Genomic DNA, 19,322 nt, shown 5'->3' with positions numbered 1-19,322 from the left:
CGCCATCATCCATGCGATCCGCGCGCGGGTTTCAACGCAGCACTTCATCCGAACTGACCAGCTGCACGTCGTGCATCAGGTTGAGATAGGCCTCGTAGTAGCCCTTGTGCGAGGCACCGACGATGGTCAGCATGCGGGTACCCGGCTGTTGGCCGAGTACGTCGCGCATGTTGGCGACCATGCGCAGGTTGCGGGTTTCCCAGTAGCCCACGTAGTTGCGGCCGAAGCCTTCAGGCGAGGGCTCGACCAGCGTCGCGCCGAAGTCGCTGTTGTAGGCGACCATCGCGGTTTCAGGCGTGTTGTAGGCGCGATACATCGCGAGCAATCCGTCTGGTTGGGCAAGGTTGGCTTCCAGTCGTTCATCAGCGGCCCTGCGCGCCTTGACGAAGGCGTTGTCCCAGGCACCTCGTATGGCAGCCGCTTGAGCCTTCTGCTGGGCTGCCGGCGTTGGCGAATCCGCAGTGTGGTCGTCGACCGACCACAGGCGCTCCAGCCCCAGGCGTGCGGCAAGGACGCCGGCCACCAGGCCGGCCTCGTTGCGGCGGGCCATGCGCGTGTCGAGGAACTGCACCAGCTCTGGTGTCAGGCTGTCGGAGGCACGTCGCTCTTCCTTGGGCAGCCGCAGCCATTGGACGACTGCCGAACTGCTTTCGCCCGCGGCCAGGAACACTGCGGCCAATCGGCGTCGCTGGGCAGCGGTTGGCGCCTTCGGCCAATCCGCAAGCAAGCGCTCCATCTCTACGTTGGCGCTGGGAACGTCGAGGCCGGTGGCGGCCTGTGCCGGCGCCGGATCGATGCAGTAGCCCTCGACACTTTCGGCGTATCGGGCCGGATTGCGGCGCATGAAATCGCACTGCAGGCCGGAGAGGTTCTCGATCGCGATCGCGGTCGGCTTCCAGGCCTCCAGCCGCTTCAGCAGTGGCTCCAGCATCGCCGGTTCGAAGGTCTTCGGCAGGCTGGACAGATGCGGGCTGCCCAACACCAGCACCTCGTTCGGGCGTCCGGCGGGTGGGCCCTTCAGCTGGTCGGGATGGAAGGTTGGCCGGTAGCCGGCATCGGCAGCCAGGGCACCGGTACTGCACAGGCCCAGGAAGAGGTAGCTGGCCAAGCGTGGAAGCATGTTGATCTCCGTGTCCGTGAACGTCCTGCAGGTCACCGCATGCTGACCGTTTCCCTGTGTCCGGGAACCTCCCGTTGGTCATGTAAACCCTTTTGCCTTGCGTTGCATCAGCCTGCTGGGCGAGGCTGTGTTCCATGGACAGGTGGTGCATGAAATGACATCCGGCAACTGGATGATCGATAGCGCGCGGTTGCGCCTTCGGCCTTTCACGGCCGGGGATGCGGATGAGGCGTTTGCAGCGATCACGCCGGGGCTGACCCGTTACATGGCGTTCGAGCCGCCGCCGTCGAAGGAGGCCTTCGCTGTGGTCTGGCAGGCGTGGTTGCCAACCATCGCTTCGGGCACGGACATCACCTTCGTCATCCGCCGGCGTGACGATGGCGCCTTCCTTGGCTTGGCTGGCCTGCATCGCAGCAGAGACGCCGAGCCCGAACTCGGCATCTGGATCAGCGAGGCGATGCATGGGCAGGGCTACGGCCGGGAAGCCGTATCGGCGGTGTGGTCGCGGGCCTCCGCACACCTGCGATGCGCGGCCTTCCTCTACCCGGTGGCGGAGCAGAACGCGCCGAGCCGGCGCCTGGTCGAATCGCTTGGCGGCATGCCCGTCGCGCGTGGGAAGAATGTGAAGTACACGGCAATTGTCTACCGCATTCCTGCGGCAAAGCATGGAGATGCGACGGGCGTCGCGGAATCCGGTTAAAGCCGCCGACGGCATCGCCGATATCCCCTCTGGATCCCGCTCCAGTCACCCGCTGCAGGACCCCCGGCTGCCCCCGATGGGCGGCCCGCGCCGTGTGTTCCGCCGCTCCCAGATGCTGATCGCGCCCGCACCAGACGTTCTTGCCAGCCGCTCGAGGGGTGCCAGCCGGCACCTGTAGTCCCAGGCAACTGATGTTGCCGCCGGGCATCCCGCCCGTCGGATCGCAACCGCTTACCGGACACCGAGGATCAGACAATGCTCATTCCAGGCTTCACGGCGGGCGCGCAGGCGCCGGCCGAGCTGCATACCCGTTGGTCTCCCTGGCGCGCGCTGTTGGGTGCGTTGGCTCCCCGGCATCGGCCCAGTACCGAGCTGGCGGCGAACGATCGCGCCGAGCTTGAGGCGCAGGTCGCGGCGCTGCACCGCGTGCAGGCGGTCATCGAGTTCGGGCTCGACGGCACCATCCTGCTGGCCAACGACAACTTCCTGCAGGCAATGGGGTATCGGCTGGAAGAGATCCAGGGCAAGCATCATTCGTTGTTCGTCGATCCAGAGCACGCCGGCAGCACCGAGTACCGCGACTTCTGGGCGCGGCTGGGGCGCGGCGAGTATGACGCCGGGCAATACCGGCGCTTCGGCAAGGGCCAGCGTGAGATCTGGATCCAGGCCTCGTACAACCCGGTGCTGGACCGCCAGGGACGCCCCTACAAGGTGGTCAAGTTCGCTACCGACATCACCGCGCAGAAACTGCAGGCGGCGGACTCGGCCGGGCAGCTGGCAGCGATCGGCAAGTCGCAGGCGGTGATCGAGTTCAGCATGGATGGCCGCATCCTCTCGGCCAACGACAATTTCCTCGCCACCACCGGTTACAGCCTGGACGAGGTGCGTGGACAACACCACTCGTTGTTCGTCGAACCCGACCACCGCAGCAGTGAAGCGTACCGGCAGTTCTGGCAGAAGCTCGGACGCGGCGAATACGATGCCGGGCAGTACCGGCGCCTCGGCAAGGGCGGGCGCGAGGTCTGGATCCAGGCGTCCTACAACCCGATCCTTGACCTCAACGGGAAGCCGTTCAAGGTCGTCAAATACGCTACGGACATCACCGCGCAGGTACATGAAAACCAGGCCATGCAGCGGGCGGTGGCGCAGACCCGTGAAGTGGTGGCAGCAGCCAAGGGCGGCGATCTGACCCAGCGCGTGGCCACGGCCGACAAGCGTGGCCCGATCGCTGAGCTGTGCGAGGGTGTGAACTCGCTGGTCGAGGCGATGGCGGCCATCATCGGCCAGATCAAGTTCGCCGCCGACACCATCGCGGTGGGCGCGACCGAGATCGCGCAGGGCAACAGCGACCTGTCGCAGCGCACCGAGCAGCAGGCGGCCTCGCTGGAGGAAACCGCGGTGTCGATGAAGGGGCTGGCCGAGACCGTGCAGCGCACTGCCACCAATGCGCGGCAGGCCAGCCAGCTTGCCGGCGGCGCTGCCGATGTCGCGGCGAAGGGCGGCAACGTGGTGCATGAAGTGGTCGAGACCATGGCGGTGATCAACACCTCGTCGCGGCGCATCGTCGATATCATCGGCGTGATCGACGGGATCGCCTTCCAGACCAACATCCTGGCGCTCAATGCAGCGGTGGAGGCTGCACGTGCCGGCGAGCACGGCCGTGGCTTTGCCGTGGTCGCCACCGAGATCCGCGAGCTGTCGCAGCGTTCGGCCAGCGCGGCCAAGGAGATCAAGCATCTGATCGACGAGTCGGTCGCCAACGTAGGCGCCGGTACCGCGCAGGTCGAGAGTGCCGGCCGGACCATGGACGAGATCGTGGTCAACGTGCGTCGGGTCAGCGATCTGATGACCGAGATCAGTACCGCCGCGCAGCAGCAGAGCGACGACATCCAGCAGATGAACCATGCGGTCGACCTGATTGACCAGGGCACCCAGCAGAACGCAGCGCTGGTCGAGGAGGCGTCGGCGGCGGCGCGCAGCATGGAGGAGCAGTCGGCGCAACTGCTGCACACCGTGGCCGGTTTCCGCGTGCAGGGTGCGGCCGGGCATCTGCACGGGGCAGCGGTGCTGCGCGCGGTCTAGGCGCGCCGGTCGGGCCGTTCGCTCCCGGCCGTGGCGGCCGGGGCGCCGTGCACACGGTTGCGCCCGGCGTGCTTGGCCCGGTACAGGGCCTGGTCGGCGCGGTCGACCAGGTCGCGCGGATCGCCGTTCTCGCGGGCGGCCTGCCAGGCTACGCCGATGCTGATGGTGACGACGGCTTCGGCCGCCGGCAGGCCGGCGGTTTCGACTGCCGCGCGCAACCGTTCGCCCAGGCTCAGGGCATGGGTGATATCGGGCGAGGGCAGGGCGGCGATGAACTCTTCGCCGCCATAACGGGCCAGCAGGTCGTCACCGCGTTGCAGGCAACCATCAAGGATCCCGGCGACCGCGCGCAGCCGGCGGTCACCTTCCGGGTGGCCATAGGTGTCATTGAGCCGCTTGAAGTGGTCGATGTCGATCATCAGCACGGCCAGGCCCAGCCCTTGGCGGCGTGCGCGGCGATGGGCGCTGCCGAGTGATTCGTCGAAGTTGCGCCGGTTGCCCAACCCGGTCAATGGATCGCGTCGAGCCAGTGCTTCCAGTTCGTCACGCTGGCGCTGGATCTCGACCTGGGTCAGCACGCTGCGTAATGCATAGCCGAGCATGGCGCCGATGAAGCCGACGATTGCCAGTGTTGGATGCAGGCGTGAGACCAGCAGTGCCACCATCATCAGCAACAGGGGCAGCATCAATGGAACACCAGCATCGACGACACGGCGCAGATTGCGCGATACCGCTACCGCGGGCGGCCGCCATGGGCTGCCTGCCATCACTGCGAGCAGTACGAACAGGCCACTGATCAACAGGTCACCCCAGCCGCCGTCGGGCACCTGGGGCTGGTAGTGATTGATGTAGAACGCGAGTAGAAAATAACCCAGCGCATAGGTCGTCAGGGTACGGAAGAAGTCACGCCGATCGGCATTGTCTTCGGCCAGGAAGCGGATCAGCGCGAAGCAGAATACGAGACCGTTCTGCACGGTGCTCATCGCGTTCAGACCCTGCATCCACAGGGCTGCATCCAGGTGCACCAGCGCCCGCGTGTGCACGTAGTACAGCAGCCAGAGCACGGCAATGATCGACAGGTCCACGGCGGGCACGTAGCGGTTGCCGCCCCCAGGGCTGGCCGCCACGTAGGTCAGCGGTATCCGGTAGAACACGTAGAGGATCAGCGACGACAGTGGCATCTGTGCCTGCCCGCCGCCATCCGCGATGCGGTACAGCTGGGCCAGCAGGGCGATCGAGAACAGGCCGACGGCGAAGCCGAGCAGCCGCCACTTGCAGGCGGCCCGGCTGTCGCGGGCACGCCGCACACATGCCAGCGCCGCCAGAAGGGGGGCAGCCATCAACAGCAGGAAGGAGCCTATCGGGTCCTGAGGGCCGATCAGAGCAATGACAAGCGCGTGCGTGACCAGAAAAAACAGTGCAGCACGCAACGTCATGCATTCCCCCGCCCCCAGGTCCGGCTGCCCTCAAGATAGGCAGATGCACGTGAGGCTTGCAAGAAAAGTGTGCGCTGCGTCCATTGGCAACGTTGTCAGTGGTTGCCGTTGTGTTTCAGCACGATGACGCGGTGTTCTCGATGTGTGCGTACATCCAGTAGTCAGCGGTCTGGCCGCGGACCTGGCGATAGGCGCGGAGCAGTCCCTCGCGCTGCATGCCGATGCGTTCCAGCACGGCGATCGAACGGGTATTGCTGTCCAGTACCGTGGCCTGGATGCGGACGAGCGCCAGTGTGGTACAGCCCCAGGCCAGTACGGCGCGCGCCGCGTTCGTGGCCAGTCCCTGTCCATGCCAGCGGGGATCGAGATCATACGCGAGCTCGGCGCGGCGATGCTGAAGATCGATTCCGTTCAGGCCTACGGTGCCGATCAGCAGGTTGTCTGCATCGACCAGTGCCCAGCGCCGGTCGACCGGCGAGGCTGTATAGCTGTTGATCAGGTGGCGTAGTGCTTCTGGAGAAACGTCACCCCAGCTGGTGTGTTCGGTTACGCCGGGCTGCGAAAGATAGCGCGACCAGGCGACAGCATCATCCGGCCGCAACGAGCGCAGGCGCGTGGGCGGGGTGTCGGGAAGCGAGGGGTGCAAAGGGGCGGGCATTGTTGCCAGTGTCGGCGTTCCAAACCCGGAAATGCAAAAAGGCCAGGTCGGGGACCTGGCCTTTGATGCAGTGGTGCCGGTGAAAGGACTCGAACCTTCATGGGGTCACCCCCGGCTGATTTTGAGTCAGCTGCGTATACCATTCCGCCACACCGGCAGGCAGCGTGCGAGTGTAACCGAGGTCGGCAGGGCTTTCATAGGGGGAGGGGCGATCGGGGCGCATCCTGTCGGCTTCGACCCCATGGTGGCTATACTGCGGCCGCATGTATGCCTCCAGGAGCGGTAGCCGATGACAGTGTTGCAGGACCTGAGGGTGCTGGTGGTCGAGAACGACGAGATGAGTGCTGCCTTGCTGCAGATGCAGCTGGTGCATGCCGGCGCGACTGTGGTCGGGTTGGCGGCGGGCGTGGCCGAAGCGCTGCGCCTGCTGGAAGATTCGGCGCCGGACGTGGCGCTGCTGGACTATCGCCTTGCCCGCAATGAAACCAGCGAGCCGGTCGCAGCTGCGCTGACGGCGCGCGGCGTGCCGTTCGTGCTGGCCACGGGAATGCTGGCCGAGCAGTTGCCGGAGTCGATGCTGGCCGGTGTGCTGCTGGTCAAGCCGTACCTGTCGGCGGATCTGAGCCGTGCGCTGGCGCGCGCGGTGGGTCGTTCCAGCGCGAAGGCCTGAGCCGCGCCGCTCAGGCGACTTCCTCATACACGTAGCGGATGTCCTCGCGGTCGTCGAGAATTCGGTACTGCCGCGCCAGGTCGTCCGGATCGGGATTGAGCCAGGCATCGAGGAATTCCTTGCGGATAGGTACCACGCCGCGATCATGGCCAGCCGCAGCAACGTCGCCGGGCGGTGTGTCGGTGATGGTGGCGAATGACAGCAGGCGGCCCTCCGGGCCCTCCCATTCCGCCCACAGGCAGGCCAGCAGCAGGTCGCGCGGTGGATCGGGACGGAACTCCAGCACCACGTCCTGTTCCTTCTCGTCTGCGCCGAGCGTGCGTCCCGCGATGGCATGGCGCGGCACGTGCTCGTAGAACGCCTGCACCACCACCACGCCGTGGCGCAGGCCGAACGCACCACGCCAGTAGCCTTCCAGGCTGTCGCGCCGCGCGTTGTAGGTACCGGGGTAGAGCACATCGTTGCGTGCGGGCTTGTCGGGAAGCCGGCACTGGTAGCGCATCGGCTTGATCACCCGCTTGCCGTTCTCGCTGATCATCACCGGCGCATAGGTGCCAGGGAAAATCCTGTTGTCGCGTGGCAGCAGTTGCACCCGGTGCAGGTCTTCAAGCCGGGCTTGCGCGCGCTCGATGCGGTTGCCGGCCACGCGCAGGTCGTTGCGTGCTTTCTGGGTAGGGCGGGTCGCCAGAGTGGCGTTGGCGACATCGCGCCGCTCGCGCTGGCGGGTCAGATCCGCTTCCAGTTCGCGCTGCTCCTGCGCATGCCACTGCTGGATCTTCGCCACGATGTCGCGGCCCTGCTCGGTGCGTGCAGCAGCGAAGCCGTCATCCATCGCCTTGGGTGTCTTCGGTCGCTTCTTGCCCGGATCGTGCGCGTACAGCTCCGCGAATTCTTCCAGCGACAGGATGGCGCCGAACTCCCGCACCAGCTTGGCGTAGTCGGCGCGGATCAGGGCGGAATAGCACATGGGGAATCTGCCGGGATGGATCGCAGCAAGTGCGACGGGGATGCGGCAGGATAGCCCGACCTATAGGGAGATACCGCATGAATGATTCCGCCACTTGCCAGTTCCGCGAGGCTGTACCAACCGTCGAGGGCTACTGCCAGTTGCGCGTGCTGGCCGGCCTGAGTGCCAAGACCGCGGAGGCCGCGGAGCGTGCGCTGCCCAATACCCTGTTCGGCGTGTGTGCCTACCAGGGCAACGAGCTGGTGGCGATGGGGCGGATCGTTGGTGATGGCGGATGCCACCTTCAGGTCTGCGATATCGCGGTGTTGCCGCGCCTGCAGGGGCAGGGCCTGGGCAAGGAAGTGATGCGGCGCCTGAGCGAGTGGATGCAGGGCAACCTGCCGCCGTCGGCCTATGTAAGCCTGTTGGCCGATGGCGAGGCGCATCGGCTGTACGCGCAGTTCGGTTTTGCACCAACGGCACCGGCATCGATCGGCATGTATCGGCGGTTCTGAGGCGCAGTCCAGCGTTTTCCATCCACACATGGCATGGATCTACTGCAGAGTCGGGGTAGATCCACGCCATGCGTGGATGCGTTCCGCCAGCAGATCGCAGTCAAAGAAAAACCCCGGTCGAAACCGGGGTTTTCAAGAATTGGCGTCCCCACGGGGATTCGAACCCCGGTCGCCACCGTGAAAGGGTGATGTCCTAGGCCTCTAGACGATGGGGACGCACGAAAACTTCAAGTTGTAGATTCTTCGACGGCCTAATGTCGAAGTGGTGGAGCCAAGCGGGATCGAACCGCTGACCTCCTGCATGCCATGCAGGCGCTCTCCCAGCTGAGCTATGGCCCCATGAAACATCGGATTTCTGCTGGGAGCAGAGTCCGTTTGAAACTGGCGTCCCCACGGGGATTCGAACCCCGGTCGCCACCGTGAAAGGGTGATGTCCTAGGCCTCTAGACGATGGGGACGCACGAAAAACTTCAAGTTGTAAAACCTTCGACGGCCTAATGTCGAAAGTGGTGGAGCCAAGCGGGATCGAACCGCTGACCTCCTGCATGCCATGCAGGCGCTCTCCCAGCTGAGCTATGGCCCCGTGTTACCGAGCCGCCCATCATACCTGCGTGTTCACATTTGTGGAAGCTTTTTTTAAGCTTTTTTCGTTCCGGATCAACCGTAGCCACGAGGGCAGGGGAACCGCAACGCCACAACCTGAATGCCGGTGGACGGTGAACAAAAAAGACCCGGTTATCGGCCGGGTCCTCGTTGTTCGTGATGAGTGGCGTCCCCACGGGGATTCGAACCCCGGTCGCCACCGTGAAAGGGTGATGTCCTAGGCCTCTAGACGATGGGGACGCAATTCTCATCAATGTTCTTTAGCGACCTTTCGACGGCCTAATGCCGAAAGATTGGTGGAGCCAAGCGGGATCGAACCGCTGACCTCCTGCATGCCATGCAGGCGCTCTCCCAGCTGAGCTATGGCCCCACGTCGCTGAGGAGCGAAATAATAGCCTTGCCCCAGGGGGTTGGCAAGCATTTGTTGCACTTTTCTTCACGTCGATTGCGACGTGGATGTCGCTCGCCTGGGCTCATGCAGTGTCGTCGGTCAGCGCGGCCAGGATCGGGCATTGATCCAGCGTGCCGTGCCCCGGGCAGGCATCGACCAGTTGTGACAGCGCGTTGTGCATGCGCTGCAGTTCGGCCATCCGCTGCGCGATATCCAGCAGGCGTGCCTGGGCCGTGTCGCGGACGCTGCCCATGTCCTGCTGGTGGCGATCACTGAGCGCGAGCAGCTCGCCGATTTCTTCCAGGCTGAAGCCCAGTGATTTGGCCCGGCGGATGAAGCGCAGCCGGCGCAGGTCCTGCTCACCGAAGATGCGGTAGCCACCGGCCGAACGTGCGGCGGTGGGCAGCAGCTGCTGGCGCTCGTAGTAGCGGACCGTATCGATGGGCACGCCAGCCTGGCGGGCCAGTTGTCCAATGTTCATGGCGGATTCCTGCGGGTGCTGCCGGACATTGTGAAGCCTTGAGTCTGGTCAAGAGTCAAGACTTCGTCCCGAGACGCGTATTCAGCGCACTTTGCAACTTTCTTCATAGCCCTGCCGTTGGACCAGTTCCTACCCTTCGCCTGAACCGGCCATTCGATGGCCTGCAACGAACCGAGGAGGTGGTCTGTGGAAGGATTCAGGAACGAAGGATTCGTCGAGGTCGCGGTGGTCGAGTACCCGGGAGGCGATCCCTCGGCCGCCTCGGTGCTGGCCGAGATGGCGCACGTGGCCAATCGCCTGGCCCAGCAGCAGCGCCGGCCGTTCAAGCGCGTGCTGGTTACCCGCTGGATCGTGCCAGCCAGCCAGACCGGCGTGCATCGCATTGCCGGTGCGGAAATGCTCGACGCCGCCATTCCCGCGGTAATCGCGGTGCCGGGCCAGATCAGCCCCGGCGCCTGCCTGCGTGCCGACGAGATCCTGCTGGACTGGTTGCGGGCTCATTACGACGGCGGCAGCCTGCTGGCCGCCGCCAGTGATGGTGTCAGCGTACTGGCCCGCGCCGGATTGCTGGCCGGGCGTACCGTCAGCGGACCTGATCTGGCGCGGCACCCCGGCCTGCAGGCACAGGCCGCCAGCTGGGTGCCGAGTGAACGTGCACTGGTCGATGATGGCGATCTGCTGACCGTCGGCGGTTCGCAGGCCTGGCGCTTCCTGGGGCTGCGCCTGCTGTATCGGTTGCACGGGCAGGGCGTGGCCAGCGCGGTGGCGCAGCAGTTGGGGATCACCGTGCCGGCGACGATCCAGCAGGATCTGGAGCGTTTCAGCGCCAATTTCGCCCATGGCGATCGTGATGTGCTGAAAGCGCAGCGCTGGCTGCACACCACAGCAGCACGCGGCGCCACTCTCGCCGCGATCTGCGAGATCGCCGGGCTGGAGCCGCGGACGCTGCAGCGGCGATTCCTGCGGGCCACGGGGCTGCGCCCCATCGAATACTGCCAGCGGTTGCGCATCGCCAAGGCACAGACCCTGCTCCAGCAGGGGGCAGGTATCGATGAAGTGGCCTGGGGCGTGGGCTACGCGGATCAGAGTGCTTTCCGACGCCTGTTCCTGCGCATCGTTGGCATGACGCCGGCCAATTATCGCCGCCACGTCAACAGCAAGCGGCGTGAGCGGCCGTTGATGCCATCGGTGGCGGGCAGCCTGCGCGGCCTGCAGGTCCCCTCGGCACTGCAGTTGGGACGCAGTGCGGCTTAGCACCTGATCAGATGTCGCGCTTGCAACGTGGGCGCGACCCTTCGACCATGCAGCCAGTGGACGAATGAGCAGGTGAGCTGATGTCGAGTGTTGGGCCGGTACCGATGCCGGTGGTATTGATTCTCGCGTGCGTGCTGCTGGCGATGGCCGTGGCCCATTTATGGCCACGCCGGAAGGACGGGGGGCCGCTGCCCTCGGCGGCAAGCATGGTGCTGGACATGTTGCTGATTGGCCTGCTTTGTGGCCGCATCAGTTTCGTCGCCTTGAACCTTGCCCTGTATCGCGAAGCGCCCTGGAGCATTCTGCAGATCGCAGACGGCGGCTATCACCTGCCGGTAGTGCTTGTTGCCGGACTGGCGTGGGGGCTGTGGCGGTTGCGGCGTTGGCGCGCCCTGCGTGCGCCTGTTCTGGTCGGCGCATTGATGGGTGTGCTGCTATGGGCGGGCGGCAGCCAGATGCTGTCCGCCTGGCAGGAACGGCAGATGCCGCTGCCGACGTTGCAGGTGGCTGATCTTCAGGGCGGGAAGGTTGATCTGCAGCAGTTCCGGGGAAAACCGCTGGTGCTGAATCTCTGGGCGACCTGGTGCGGGCCCTGCCGGCGCGAGATGCCGGTGCTGGCGGCCGCACAGCAGGCACACGCGGATGTGCAGTTCGTGTTCCTCAACCAGGGCGAAACCCTGGGCGAGGTCCAGGGTTTCATCGCTGGCGAGCGACTCATGCTCGGCAACGTGTTGCTGGACGATGACGCTGCAGCATCCACCGTGCTCGGCGTGCAGGCCTACCCATCGACCCTCTTCTTCGATGCCGAAGGACGCCTGCGCGAACTGCACCTCGGCGAACTGACTGCAGCGGGTCTTGAACACAAACTGCGCCGGCTGCGGTAGCCTGCGCGGGCATCTCACTACGGAGTTCCCATGTTGTCGACTTCCCTGCGCACCGTTCCTGCGGTGCTGTTGCTGCCGGTCATGCTGGCGTTGGCCGCCTGCAGCCAGGCACAGACACCGCCGGGCAAGACTGCCGCGGCACCGGCAGCAAGTGCTGCGGTCTCCGCCGTCAAGGGCGACCGCCCGGCTGTGCTGAAGGGCATCGAGAAGCATGGCTTCGAGGTCGTTGCCGAATTCGACGCACCGGGCGGCCTGCGCGGCTTTGCCGGCGTGGTCGGCGGCCAGCAGCCGGCCGCGGCCTACGTCACTGCCGATGGCAAGCACGTACTGGTTGGCAGCCTGTTCGATGCCGAGGGCAACGATGTGGCCGCCGAGGCCGTCGAGAAGCTGGTTGCGCAACCAATGTCGGCCAAGATGTGGACCAAGCTGGAGGCCAGTGCATGGGTGCGCGATGGCAAGGCTGATGCACCGCGCGTGGTCTACACCTTCAGCGATGCCAACTGCCCGTACTGCCACAAGTTCTGGGAAGCGGCGCGGCCGTGGGTCGATGCGGGCAAGGTCCAGCTGCGTCACATCATGGTCGGCGTGATCCGCGAAGACAGTCCGGCCAAGGCGGCAGCCATCCTCGCTGCGCGGGACCCGAGTGCAGCGCTGCTGCAGAATGAACATGAGTTCGATCGTGGCGGCATCAAGCCGCTGCCGAGCATCAGTCGCGAGATCGCTGGCAAGCTCGACGCGAACCAGGTGCTGATGCTGGAAATGGGCTTCCAGGGCACGCCGGGCATCCTGTTCCAGGATGCGCAGGGTCAGGTGCAGCGTCGCGCGGGCCTGCCGCAGGGGGCCGACCTGCAGACGGTGCTGGGCCCGCGCTGAGTCGCGACTCTCATCTCGAATGACCCACAGGCCCGCATGGCAGCATGCGGGCCTGTTGCTTTTCGTGATCAAAACGGACGTTGCGGCCTGCGCATGACTTGTTCGTCATCACGTCTGAATAGTGACTGACATCAAGCCTTGCGCTTTGATTCCAATCAAGGCCAAAAACGACAGGCAAATTAGCCTGTGAGGCATGGAATACAGCGTCAACGCGCGATGGATGCCGCGCTCGCCACGCCCTGATCGGGGTCAGCCGGCACAGCCATTCACGACAATCTCACCCCGTGCTTGTTACCCAGACCGCTGCGGTCGCCACCTCTCTGGCAGCGCGGCCTTGTTGGGGTCGACATTGGTGCGGGCAGGACAGTGTCATCGTCCTGCGGCCTGCGATGTGCAGGCTGACTGGTGTCGTCAACGCGGTATCCGCATTTCGAGCAACGGCAACGTGAGGCCGGAGTGGCGCATGCGTGCGTCCCGCCATCGCGCTGCAAGTGTTTGTCCAGGGAGGATGCAATGCGCTTGGCGGTAGTGAGTCTGGCCTGTTTGACCGCGTTGGCGATCACACCGGCGTATGCGCAGCAGGATGGCCGGGAGGATGCGCAGGCCTTGCGCCGTGAGATCACGGCCATGCGGCAGGCACTTGAAGGCATGCAGCAGCGCTTGGACCGTCTCGAGCGGCATGATGGGGTTGCTGTACCCGCCAGCGCACCGCTGCCAGCGCCCGAGATCGCGCCCACCGGTAGTGCCAACCTGCTGCACCCCACCCAGGTGCCGGGCGTGGCGCCGCCGGTGTTGCCACTTCGCGAATCGGTGGCCGATCCATCCACCGCTGCGTCGCGTCCCGACAGCGCAGCGGGTCCGACCGATCCCGATCTGAAGGGCTTCTTCGCCATTCCCGGCACCGATACTGTGATCCGCATCGGTGGCTACGCCAAGCTCGATGCCATCGCCGATTCGCGTGCAGCGGGCGATGAGGACCAGTTCATTCCTTCGTCGATGCCGGTGGGCGGCAGTCATCGTGATGTCTCGAACTTCAACATCCACGCCAAGCAGACCCGCTTCAGCTTCGAGGCGCGGCGTCCGACCACGCACGGCAACCTGCGCTTCTACCTGGAGAACGACTTCTTCGGCAGTAGTGACGGCTACGAATTCCGGCTGCGCCATGCCTATGGTCAGCTCGGCAATACCTACGCCGGTTACGGCTACTCCAGCTTCATGGATCCGGACAGCCTGCCCGATACATTGGATTTCGCAGGTCCCGGCGGTGCCGGCTACCTGCTGGTGGCAGGCATCCACCACAGTTTCGCGATGGGCAAGGGCAACACCTTGACCGTCGCCGCCGAAGATCCGAAGACCGAACTTGCCGGTGCCAGCGATGAGCGAGCGGCAGTGAACCGCCTGCCCGACGTGACGGTGACCGCGCGCATGGAGCGCGACTGGGGCCACCTGCAGTTGGGCGCGGTGGCACGCAGCCTGGCCTATGACGGCGATGGCGAGCGCGACCGGCGTATGGCCGGTGGCCTGCAACTCAGCGGTTCGGCCTCGGTGGGCGAGCGCGACCTGCTGCTGTTCGGTGCCCTCGGCGGGCGCGGCCTCAGCCGTTACACCGCCGACCTGACCGGCTCCGGACTGGACGCGGTGGTCGGTGCCGATGGCCGCCTTGATGCGCTGGACCTGCACGGTGGATTCGTTGGCTACACCCACTACTGGTCCGAGCTGTGGCGTTCGAACCTGATCTTCGGCCAGCTGACCCTGGAGCGGAATGCCGCATTGGCGGCCGACGCATTCCGTCAGAGCCGCTACGGCGTGTTCAACCTGATCTGGAGCCCGGCACCGTCGTGGACGATGGGCATGGAGCTGCTGTACGGGCGCCTGGAACAGCAGAGCGGCGCGCGCGGCGACACGGTCCGGGTGCAGGGCAGCCTGCAATACAACTTCATCAAATAGGCGCAAGCGGTCGTACGCCAGCGTAACCGTCCCCACGCCCGGTTGTACCGGGCTCATGCCAGTACAGGAGATTGTCATGGCAGAAGCAAAGAAAATCGGGGTGGTCGGAGCCACCTTCCTCGTCGCCGGCAACATGATGGGCTCAGGCGTGTTCCTGTTGCCGTCCAGTCTGGCCAAGATCGGCACCGCCTCGATCTGGGGCTGGCTGATCACCACCGCCGGTGCGCTGCTGCTGGCCTTCGTTTTCGCCAAGCTGGGCAAGCTGGCACCCAAGGCGGGCGGTCCCTATGCCTACGCACGTGACTGGTTCGGCCCGTACATGGGCTTCCAGACCAACACCATCTACTGGTTCGCCAACTGGATCGGCAACGTCGCCATTCCGATCGCGGCGGTGGGCTATTTCAGTTACTTCTTCCCGATCCTGTCCGAGCCGCTGGTGCGCTGCATCGCGGTGCTGATCCTCGTATGGGCATTGAGTTTCGCCAACATGATCGGCCCGGCCTTCGTCAGCCGCGTGCAGACGGTCACCACCAGCTTCGCCCTGGTACCGATCCTGGGCATCGCCATCTTCGGCTGGTTCTTCTTCGATGCCGACATCTTCAAGGGCGCCTACAACGTGTCCGGCGAGTCGAACTTCGGCGCGATCTCCAGTGCCGCGGCACTGACCCTGTGGGCCTTCATCGGCGTCGAATCCGCTTCGGTCACCGCCGGCGTGGTGGAGAACCCGGAAAAGAACGTGGCCCGCGCCACCCTGGCCGGCGTGTTCCTGGCCGCCATCGCCTACATCGCAAGCTCCTCGGTGATCATGGGCATGGTGCCCAATGGCGAGCTGCAGACCTCTGATGCCCCGTTCGCACTGGCTGCCGCCAAGGCCGTCGGTGGCTGGGGCGGTGCGCTGGTGAGCCTGTGCGCCTTCATCGGCGCTGCCGGTTCGCTGGGCGGCTGGATCCTGCTGACCGCACAGAGTGCCAAGGCGGCCTCCGATGATGGCCTGTTCCCGAGCATCTTCAGCAAGACCAACAAGGACGACGTGCCGGTCAAGGGCGTGCTGATCGTGGCGGTGCTGATGACCCTGGCGGTGCTGGTCACCTCCACCTCGGAAACCGCGTCGGCCCAGTTCGACGTGATCACATCGGCGGCAGTGGTGCTGACCCTGCTGCCCTACATCTACTCGTGCGTGGCCTGCTACTTCGTGGTCGAACGTTCGCACACCCTCGTCCACACCGGTGCGTTCTGGACCCTGACCAGCCTGACCGTCGTGTACTGCCTGTGGGCGATCTACGGCTCGTCGGGAACCATCGTGCAGTACGCCTTCCTGTTCGTGCTGTTCATCACCGTGTTCTATCCCTTCTTCAGCGAGGAGCGCCGCCAGCAGCGGCAGCGCGCCCGCGAGGCATCGGCCATCAGCGCCGGCGCCCAGCGTTCATGAGTTAGACAAGGAGAATCAACGTGTACTTCAAGTCCCTGGACTATCCGGTCATTGTCATCGACAACGACTACGAGTCGCCGCGCATCGGCGGCATCCTGATCCGCGCCCTGGTGGAGGAGCTGCGCAGCAACGACCAGCGCGTGCTGTGCGGCCTGAACCTGGATGATGCCCGCGCCGGTGCCCGCACCTACGTGGCAGCCTCCGCGGTGCTGATCTCGATCGATGGCAGCGAGGAAGTGGATGGCGAGTTCCAGCGCCTCACCGCCTTCCTGCGCGAGCAGAGTGCGCGCCGCGCCAACCTGCCGGTGTTCCTGTACGGCGAGCGCCGCACCATCGAGAAAGTGCCGAGCAAGCTGCTCAAGTACATCCACGGCTTCATCTTCCTGTTTGAAGATACCAAGAGCTTCATCTCGCGGCAGGTGATGCGCGCGGCCGAAGACTACATGAAGAACCTGCTGCCGCCGTTCTTCAAGGCACTGATCCACCATGCGGCCGAGTCGAACTACTCCTGGCACACGCCCGGCCATGCCGGCGGCGTGGCGTTCACCAAGTCGCCGGTCGGCCGTGCATTCCATCAGTTCTACGGCGAGAACACCCTGCGCAGCGATCTGTCGATCTCGGTGCCGGAGCTGGGTTCGCTGCTCGATCACACCGGCCCGATCAAGGACGCCGAGAACGAGGCCGCACGCAATTTCGGTGCCGACCATACCTTCTTCGTCACCAACGGCACCCCCACTGCCAACAAGATCGTCTGGCACGGTACGGTGGCCCGCGGCGACGTGGTGTTCGTCGACCGCAACTGTCACAAGTCGCTGCTGCACGCGCTGATCATGACCGGTGCGGTACCGGTGTACTTCACCCCCAGCCGCAACGCGCACGGCATCATCGGCCCGATCAGCCTGGACCAGTTCACGCCGGAGTCGCTGCAGCAGCGCATCGCCGCCAACCCGCTGGCCAGCCAGGCTTACAAGGCCGGCTCCAAGCCGCGCATTGCGGTGGTCACCAACTCGACCTACGACGGCCTGTGCTACAACGCCGAGAAGATCGCCGACGAGATCGGCAGCGCGGTCGATTTCCTGCATTTCGACGAAGCGTGGTACGCCTATGCTGCGTTCCATCCGTTCTACGAGAACCATTACGGCATGGCCAAGGGCAAGCCGCGTGAGCAGGATGCGATCATCTTCACCACGCATTCCACCCACAAGCTGCTGGCTGCGTTCTCGCAGGCGTCGATGATCCACGTGCGCAATTCGGCGCAGCGCAACCTGGATGCCGAGCGCTTCAACGAGTCGTTCATGATGCACACCTCGACCAGCCCGCACTACGGGGTGATCGCGGCCTGTGATGTGGCGTCGAAGATGATGGAAGGCGATGCCGGCCGCTCGCTCGTACAGGAAATGCATGACGAAGCCATCGCCTTCCGCCGCGCGATGCTGCACGTGCGCGATGACCTCGGTCGCGACGACTGGTGGTTCAGCGTGTGGCAGCCGACCCAGGTCGAGCGCAGTCTGGACAAGGGCGATACGCCGGCGCCGCTGGTGGCCAAGCGCGAGGAGTGGTACCTGCAGCCGGATGCGCACTGGCATGGCTTCGAGAACCTGGTCGACGACTATGTGCTGATCGACCCGATCAAGGTGACCCTGCTGACCCCGGGCCTGGCGATGGACGGCAGCATGGGCAAGCTTGGCATTCCGGCAGCGGTGCTTAGCAAGTTCCTGTGGGGCCGCGGCATCACCGTGGAAAAGACCAATCTGTACTCGGTGCTGTTCCTGTTCTCGATGGGCATCACCAAGGGCAAGTGGAGCACCCTGGTCACCGAGCTGATGGCGTTCAAGGAACTCTACGACCGCAATGCGCCGCTGAGCCAGGCACTGCCGACGCTGGCTGCCGACTATCCGAATGCCTACGCCGGTTGGGGCCTGCGTGACCTCTGCGACGCGCTGCATGCGTTCAACCAGGAATTTGCCGTGGCCAAGGTGATGCGTGAGATGTATGTGGATCTGCCGACGCCGGTGATGACCCCGGCCGATGCCTACAACCACCTGGTCAAGGGCGAGATCGAGCGGGTCGACATCGAGCAGATCAGTGGCCGCATTGCGGCGACCATGCTGGTGCCGTACCCGCCGGGCATCCCGACCATCATGCCGGGTGAGCGTTTTGGTGACAGCGACGAGCCGATCATCCAGTCGCTGCGCATCGCCCGCGAGCAGAATGCGCGTTTCCCGGGCTTCGAGTCGGACGTGCACGGGCTCATCATCGAGCAGGAGGGGGATGCGGTTTCGTACAAGGTGGAGGTGCTGAAGGCCTGACCGGCAACGGTCGGCCGTTCGGCGAACGATGGATACCGCGCGCGAGCAACGCATCCTGACGTTCTCGATCGGGGTCACCCTGGCGGTCAGCGCGGTCGGCTTCATCGGTGGCCTGCTGGTGGGATCGCAGGCCATCCTGTTCGACGGCGTGTACAGCCTGGTCGACGTTGCCATGACCCTGGTGTCGTTGTCGGTGCTGCGGCTGGTTGCGCGGGAACAGAGCCCGCGCTTCCAGTACGGCTACTGGCACCTGGAGCCGATGGTCGAGGCGCTGGGCGGGGTGATCCTGTCGCTGGCCTGCGTGTACGCGCTGGCCAACGCGGTGATCGGTTTGACCACGGGCGGGCACGAAGTGAAATTCGGGCCCGCGCTGTGGTGGGCGGCATTGCTGAGTGCCAGCAACCTGGCGATGGCGGCGTTCGTCGCGCAGCGGGCGCGGCATCTGCGCTCCGCGCTGTTGTGGCTGGATGTACGGGGCTGGTTGCTGGGTGGGTTGATGAGCCTGGCGGTGGTGCTGGCCTTCGTGTTGGCGCTGGTCCTGCACGGTGGCGAGTGGCACCACTGGGTGCCGTACCTGGATTCGATCGTGCTGGCGTTGATCAGCCTGGCGGTGCTGCCGGTGCCGGCGCGCAGCGCGTGGAAGGCCATGCGCGAAGTGCTGCAGGTGGCACCGGATGATCTGGACCGGCGCGTGCAGCGGGTGATGCAGGCGTTCGTCGCCGAGCGTGGCTATGCCGGTTTCACCAGCCATGTGGCGAAGATGGGGCGGATGCGCTTCATCGAAATCCACGTGCTGGCCGACCCGGCCACGCCGCTGGGTTCAGTGGGCGAGGTCGATGCGATGCGTGACGAGATTGCGGTGCGGCTGGATGCGCGGGGCAGCACGTTCTGGTTGACCATTGATTTCACGGCAGACCCAGCGTGGACGTGACCACGAATCTGTAGAGCCGAGCCCATGCTCGGATGCTCCACGCGAACGGCAGCCGAGCATGGGCTCGGCTCTACAAATGGGCGCGATCGTTGC

At 65.1% G+C, this 19,322-nt stretch carries 16 protein-coding genes and 7 tRNA genes; 11 read left to right on the top strand and 12 right to left on the bottom strand.

Annotation, left to right across the window (positions count from 1 at the left end; all coding sequences use genetic code 11):
* Window positions 1-31 precede the first annotated feature (31 nt).
* Window positions 32-1,120, bottom strand: a complete 1,089-nt coding sequence (locus SMAL_RS12265) for a DUF5694 domain-containing protein (protein WP_006373936.1) — start codon at window positions 1,118-1,120, stop codon at window positions 32-34.
* Window positions 1,121-1,274: 154 nt separating this feature from the next.
* Here SMAL_RS12265 and SMAL_RS12260 point away from each other — a divergent pair, with 154 nt between their 5' ends.
* Together SMAL_RS12260 and SMAL_RS12255 are read left to right on the top strand one after the other, a co-directional pair.
* Complete coding sequence (locus SMAL_RS12260; RefSeq protein ID WP_006373934.1) at window positions 1,275-1,820, top strand: GNAT family N-acetyltransferase; 546 nt, start codon at window positions 1,275-1,277, stop codon at window positions 1,818-1,820.
* Window positions 1,821-2,075: 255 nt separating this feature from the next.
* Window positions 2,076-3,902 carry a methyl-accepting chemotaxis protein gene (locus SMAL_RS12255; RefSeq protein ID WP_012511414.1) on the top strand — a complete coding sequence of 609 codons (1,827 nt, stop codon included), beginning with the start codon at window positions 2,076-2,078 and terminating at the stop codon, window positions 3,900-3,902.
* On the opposite strand, the gene SMAL_RS12250 is transcribed toward SMAL_RS12255, so the two are convergent.
* The 3 genes from SMAL_RS12250 to SMAL_RS12240 all read right to left on the bottom strand — a co-directional run bounded on the left by SMAL_RS12250 (window position 3,899) and on the right by SMAL_RS12240 (window position 6,153).
* The gene (locus SMAL_RS12250) at window positions 3,899-5,338 is read right to left on the bottom strand and encodes a GGDEF domain-containing protein (protein ID WP_012511413.1); all 1,440 of its coding nucleotides are present in this window, start codon (window positions 5,336-5,338) and stop codon (window positions 3,899-3,901) included. The genes SMAL_RS12255 and SMAL_RS12250 overlap by 4 nt on opposite strands.
* Window positions 5,339-5,453: 115 nt before the next feature.
* Window positions 5,454-5,996 carry a GNAT family N-acetyltransferase gene (locus SMAL_RS12245; protein WP_012511412.1) on the bottom strand — a complete coding sequence of 181 codons (543 nt, stop codon included), beginning with the start codon at window positions 5,994-5,996 and terminating at the stop codon, window positions 5,454-5,456.
* 71 nt (window positions 5,997-6,067) lie between these two features.
* A tRNA-Leu gene (locus tag SMAL_RS12240) sits at window positions 6,068-6,153 on the bottom strand.
* A 132-nt stretch (window positions 6,154-6,285) separates the two neighbouring features.
* Between SMAL_RS12240 and SMAL_RS12235 the strand changes: the two genes are divergently transcribed.
* Complete coding sequence (locus SMAL_RS12235) at window positions 6,286-6,666, top strand: response regulator (RefSeq protein ID WP_012511411.1); 381 nt, start codon at window positions 6,286-6,288, stop codon at window positions 6,664-6,666.
* Between the two features lie 10 nt (window positions 6,667-6,676).
* Here SMAL_RS12235 and SMAL_RS12230 read toward each other — a convergent pair whose 3' ends face one another.
* Window positions 6,677-7,633 carry an SOS response-associated peptidase family protein gene (locus SMAL_RS12230; RefSeq protein ID WP_012511410.1) on the bottom strand — a complete coding sequence of 319 codons (957 nt, stop codon included), beginning with the start codon at window positions 7,631-7,633 and terminating at the stop codon, window positions 6,677-6,679.
* Window positions 7,634-7,710: 77 nt separating this feature from the next.
* Between SMAL_RS12230 and SMAL_RS12225 the strand changes: the two genes are divergently transcribed.
* Window positions 7,711-8,127 carry a GNAT family N-acetyltransferase gene (locus SMAL_RS12225; protein WP_006373806.1) on the top strand — a complete coding sequence of 139 codons (417 nt, stop codon included), beginning with the start codon at window positions 7,711-7,713 and terminating at the stop codon, window positions 8,125-8,127.
* A 140-nt stretch (window positions 8,128-8,267) separates the two neighbouring features.
* Here SMAL_RS12225 and SMAL_RS12220 read toward each other — a convergent pair.
* From SMAL_RS12220 to SMAL_RS12190, 7 genes are all read right to left on the bottom strand, one after another.
* Window positions 8,268-8,343: transfer RNA gene (locus SMAL_RS12220), tRNA-Glu, on the bottom strand.
* 47 nt (window positions 8,344-8,390) lie between these two features.
* Window positions 8,391-8,466 (bottom strand) — tRNA-Ala (locus tag SMAL_RS12215).
* Window positions 8,467-8,509: 43 nt separating this feature from the next.
* A tRNA-Glu gene (locus tag SMAL_RS12210) sits at window positions 8,510-8,585 on the bottom strand.
* A 49-nt stretch (window positions 8,586-8,634) separates the two neighbouring features.
* Window positions 8,635-8,710 (bottom strand) — tRNA-Ala (locus tag SMAL_RS12205).
* A gap of 184 nt (window positions 8,711-8,894) precedes the next feature.
* A tRNA-Glu gene (locus SMAL_RS12200) sits at window positions 8,895-8,970 on the bottom strand.
* 54 nt (window positions 8,971-9,024) lie between these two features.
* Window positions 9,025-9,100 (bottom strand) — tRNA-Ala (locus SMAL_RS12195).
* A gap of 103 nt (window positions 9,101-9,203) precedes the next feature.
* Window positions 9,204-9,602, bottom strand: coding sequence for a heavy metal-responsive transcriptional regulator (locus SMAL_RS12190; protein WP_006373782.1), 399 nt, complete (start codon window positions 9,600-9,602; stop codon window positions 9,204-9,206).
* A 186-nt stretch (window positions 9,603-9,788) separates the two neighbouring features.
* Between SMAL_RS12190 and SMAL_RS12185 the strand changes: the two genes are divergently transcribed.
* The 7 genes from SMAL_RS12185 (at window position 9,789) to SMAL_RS12155 (ending at window position 19,229) form a co-directional block, all read left to right on the top strand.
* Window positions 9,789-10,856 (top strand): GlxA family transcriptional regulator, encoded by a 1,068-nt coding sequence (locus SMAL_RS12185; protein WP_012511409.1) that lies wholly within the window; start codon window positions 9,789-9,791, stop codon window positions 10,854-10,856.
* An 80-nt stretch (window positions 10,857-10,936) separates the two neighbouring features.
* Window positions 10,937-11,740 carry a TlpA disulfide reductase family protein gene (locus tag SMAL_RS12180; protein ID WP_006373780.1) on the top strand — a complete coding sequence of 268 codons (804 nt, stop codon included), beginning with the start codon at window positions 10,937-10,939 and terminating at the stop codon, window positions 11,738-11,740.
* Between the two features lie 30 nt (window positions 11,741-11,770).
* Window positions 11,771-12,613, top strand: a complete 843-nt coding sequence (dsbG, locus tag SMAL_RS12175) for a thiol:disulfide interchange protein DsbG (RefSeq protein ID WP_012511408.1) — start codon at window positions 11,771-11,773, stop codon at window positions 12,611-12,613.
* Between the two features lie 513 nt (window positions 12,614-13,126).
* Window positions 13,127-14,560 (top strand): DcaP family trimeric outer membrane transporter, encoded by a 1,434-nt coding sequence (locus SMAL_RS12170; RefSeq protein WP_012511407.1) that lies wholly within the window; start codon window positions 13,127-13,129, stop codon window positions 14,558-14,560.
* A gap of 76 nt (window positions 14,561-14,636) precedes the next feature.
* On the top strand, window positions 14,637-15,989 hold the full coding sequence (gene adiC / locus SMAL_RS12165; protein WP_012511406.1) for an arginine/agmatine antiporter: 1,353 nt from the start codon (window positions 14,637-14,639) through the stop codon (window positions 15,987-15,989).
* A 20-nt stretch (window positions 15,990-16,009) separates the two neighbouring features.
* The gene (locus SMAL_RS12160; RefSeq protein ID WP_012511405.1) at window positions 16,010-18,298 is read left to right on the top strand and encodes an Orn/Lys/Arg family decarboxylase; all 2,289 of its coding nucleotides are present in this window, start codon (window positions 16,010-16,012) and stop codon (window positions 18,296-18,298) included.
* 28 nt (window positions 18,299-18,326) lie between these two features.
* Window positions 18,327-19,229, top strand: coding sequence for a cation diffusion facilitator family transporter (locus SMAL_RS12155; protein WP_006373742.1), 903 nt, complete (start codon window positions 18,327-18,329; stop codon window positions 19,227-19,229).
* Window positions 19,230-19,322 lie beyond the last annotated feature (93 nt).

It is taken from the genome of Stenotrophomonas maltophilia R551-3 (genome assembly GCF_000020665.1).
Classification (GTDB): Bacteria; Pseudomonadota; Gammaproteobacteria; order Xanthomonadales; family Xanthomonadaceae; genus Stenotrophomonas; species Stenotrophomonas maltophilia_L.
The sequence above is the reverse complement of the archived record's forward strand: the minus strand, read 5'-3'. Positions and strand labels throughout refer to the sequence as shown.

Coding starts and splice junctions, on each gene's coding strand:
- SMAL_RS12265 (WP_006373936.1), bottom strand. CDS start 1,120: ATGCTTCCACGCTTGGCCAGCTACCTCTTCCTGGGCCTGTGCAGTACC.
- SMAL_RS12260 (WP_006373934.1), top strand. CDS start 1,275: ATGACATCCGGCAACTGGATGATCGATAGCGCGCGGTTGCGCCTTCGG.
- SMAL_RS12255 (WP_012511414.1), top strand. CDS start 2,076: ATGCTCATTCCAGGCTTCACGGCGGGCGCGCAGGCGCCGGCCGAGCTG.
- SMAL_RS12250 (WP_012511413.1), bottom strand. CDS start 5,338: ATGACGTTGCGTGCTGCACTGTTTTTTCTGGTCACGCACGCGCTTGTC.
- SMAL_RS12245 (WP_012511412.1), bottom strand. CDS start 5,996: ATGCCCGCCCCTTTGCACCCCTCGCTTCCCGACACCCCGCCCACGCGC.
- SMAL_RS12235 (WP_012511411.1), top strand. CDS start 6,286: ATGACAGTGTTGCAGGACCTGAGGGTGCTGGTGGTCGAGAACGACGAG.
- SMAL_RS12230 (WP_012511410.1), bottom strand. CDS start 7,633: ATGTGCTATTCCGCCCTGATCCGCGCCGACTACGCCAAGCTGGTGCGG.
- SMAL_RS12225 (WP_006373806.1), top strand. CDS start 7,711: ATGAATGATTCCGCCACTTGCCAGTTCCGCGAGGCTGTACCAACCGTC.
- SMAL_RS12190 (WP_006373782.1), bottom strand. CDS start 9,602: ATGAACATTGGACAACTGGCCCGCCAGGCTGGCGTGCCCATCGATACG.
- SMAL_RS12180 (WP_006373780.1), top strand. CDS start 10,937: ATGTCGAGTGTTGGGCCGGTACCGATGCCGGTGGTATTGATTCTCGCG.
- dsbG (WP_012511408.1), top strand. CDS start 11,771: ATGTTGTCGACTTCCCTGCGCACCGTTCCTGCGGTGCTGTTGCTGCCG.
- SMAL_RS12170 (WP_012511407.1), top strand. CDS start 13,127: ATGCGCTTGGCGGTAGTGAGTCTGGCCTGTTTGACCGCGTTGGCGATC.
- adiC (WP_012511406.1), top strand. CDS start 14,637: ATGGCAGAAGCAAAGAAAATCGGGGTGGTCGGAGCCACCTTCCTCGTC.
- SMAL_RS12155 (WP_006373742.1), top strand. CDS start 18,327: ATGGATACCGCGCGCGAGCAACGCATCCTGACGTTCTCGATCGGGGTC.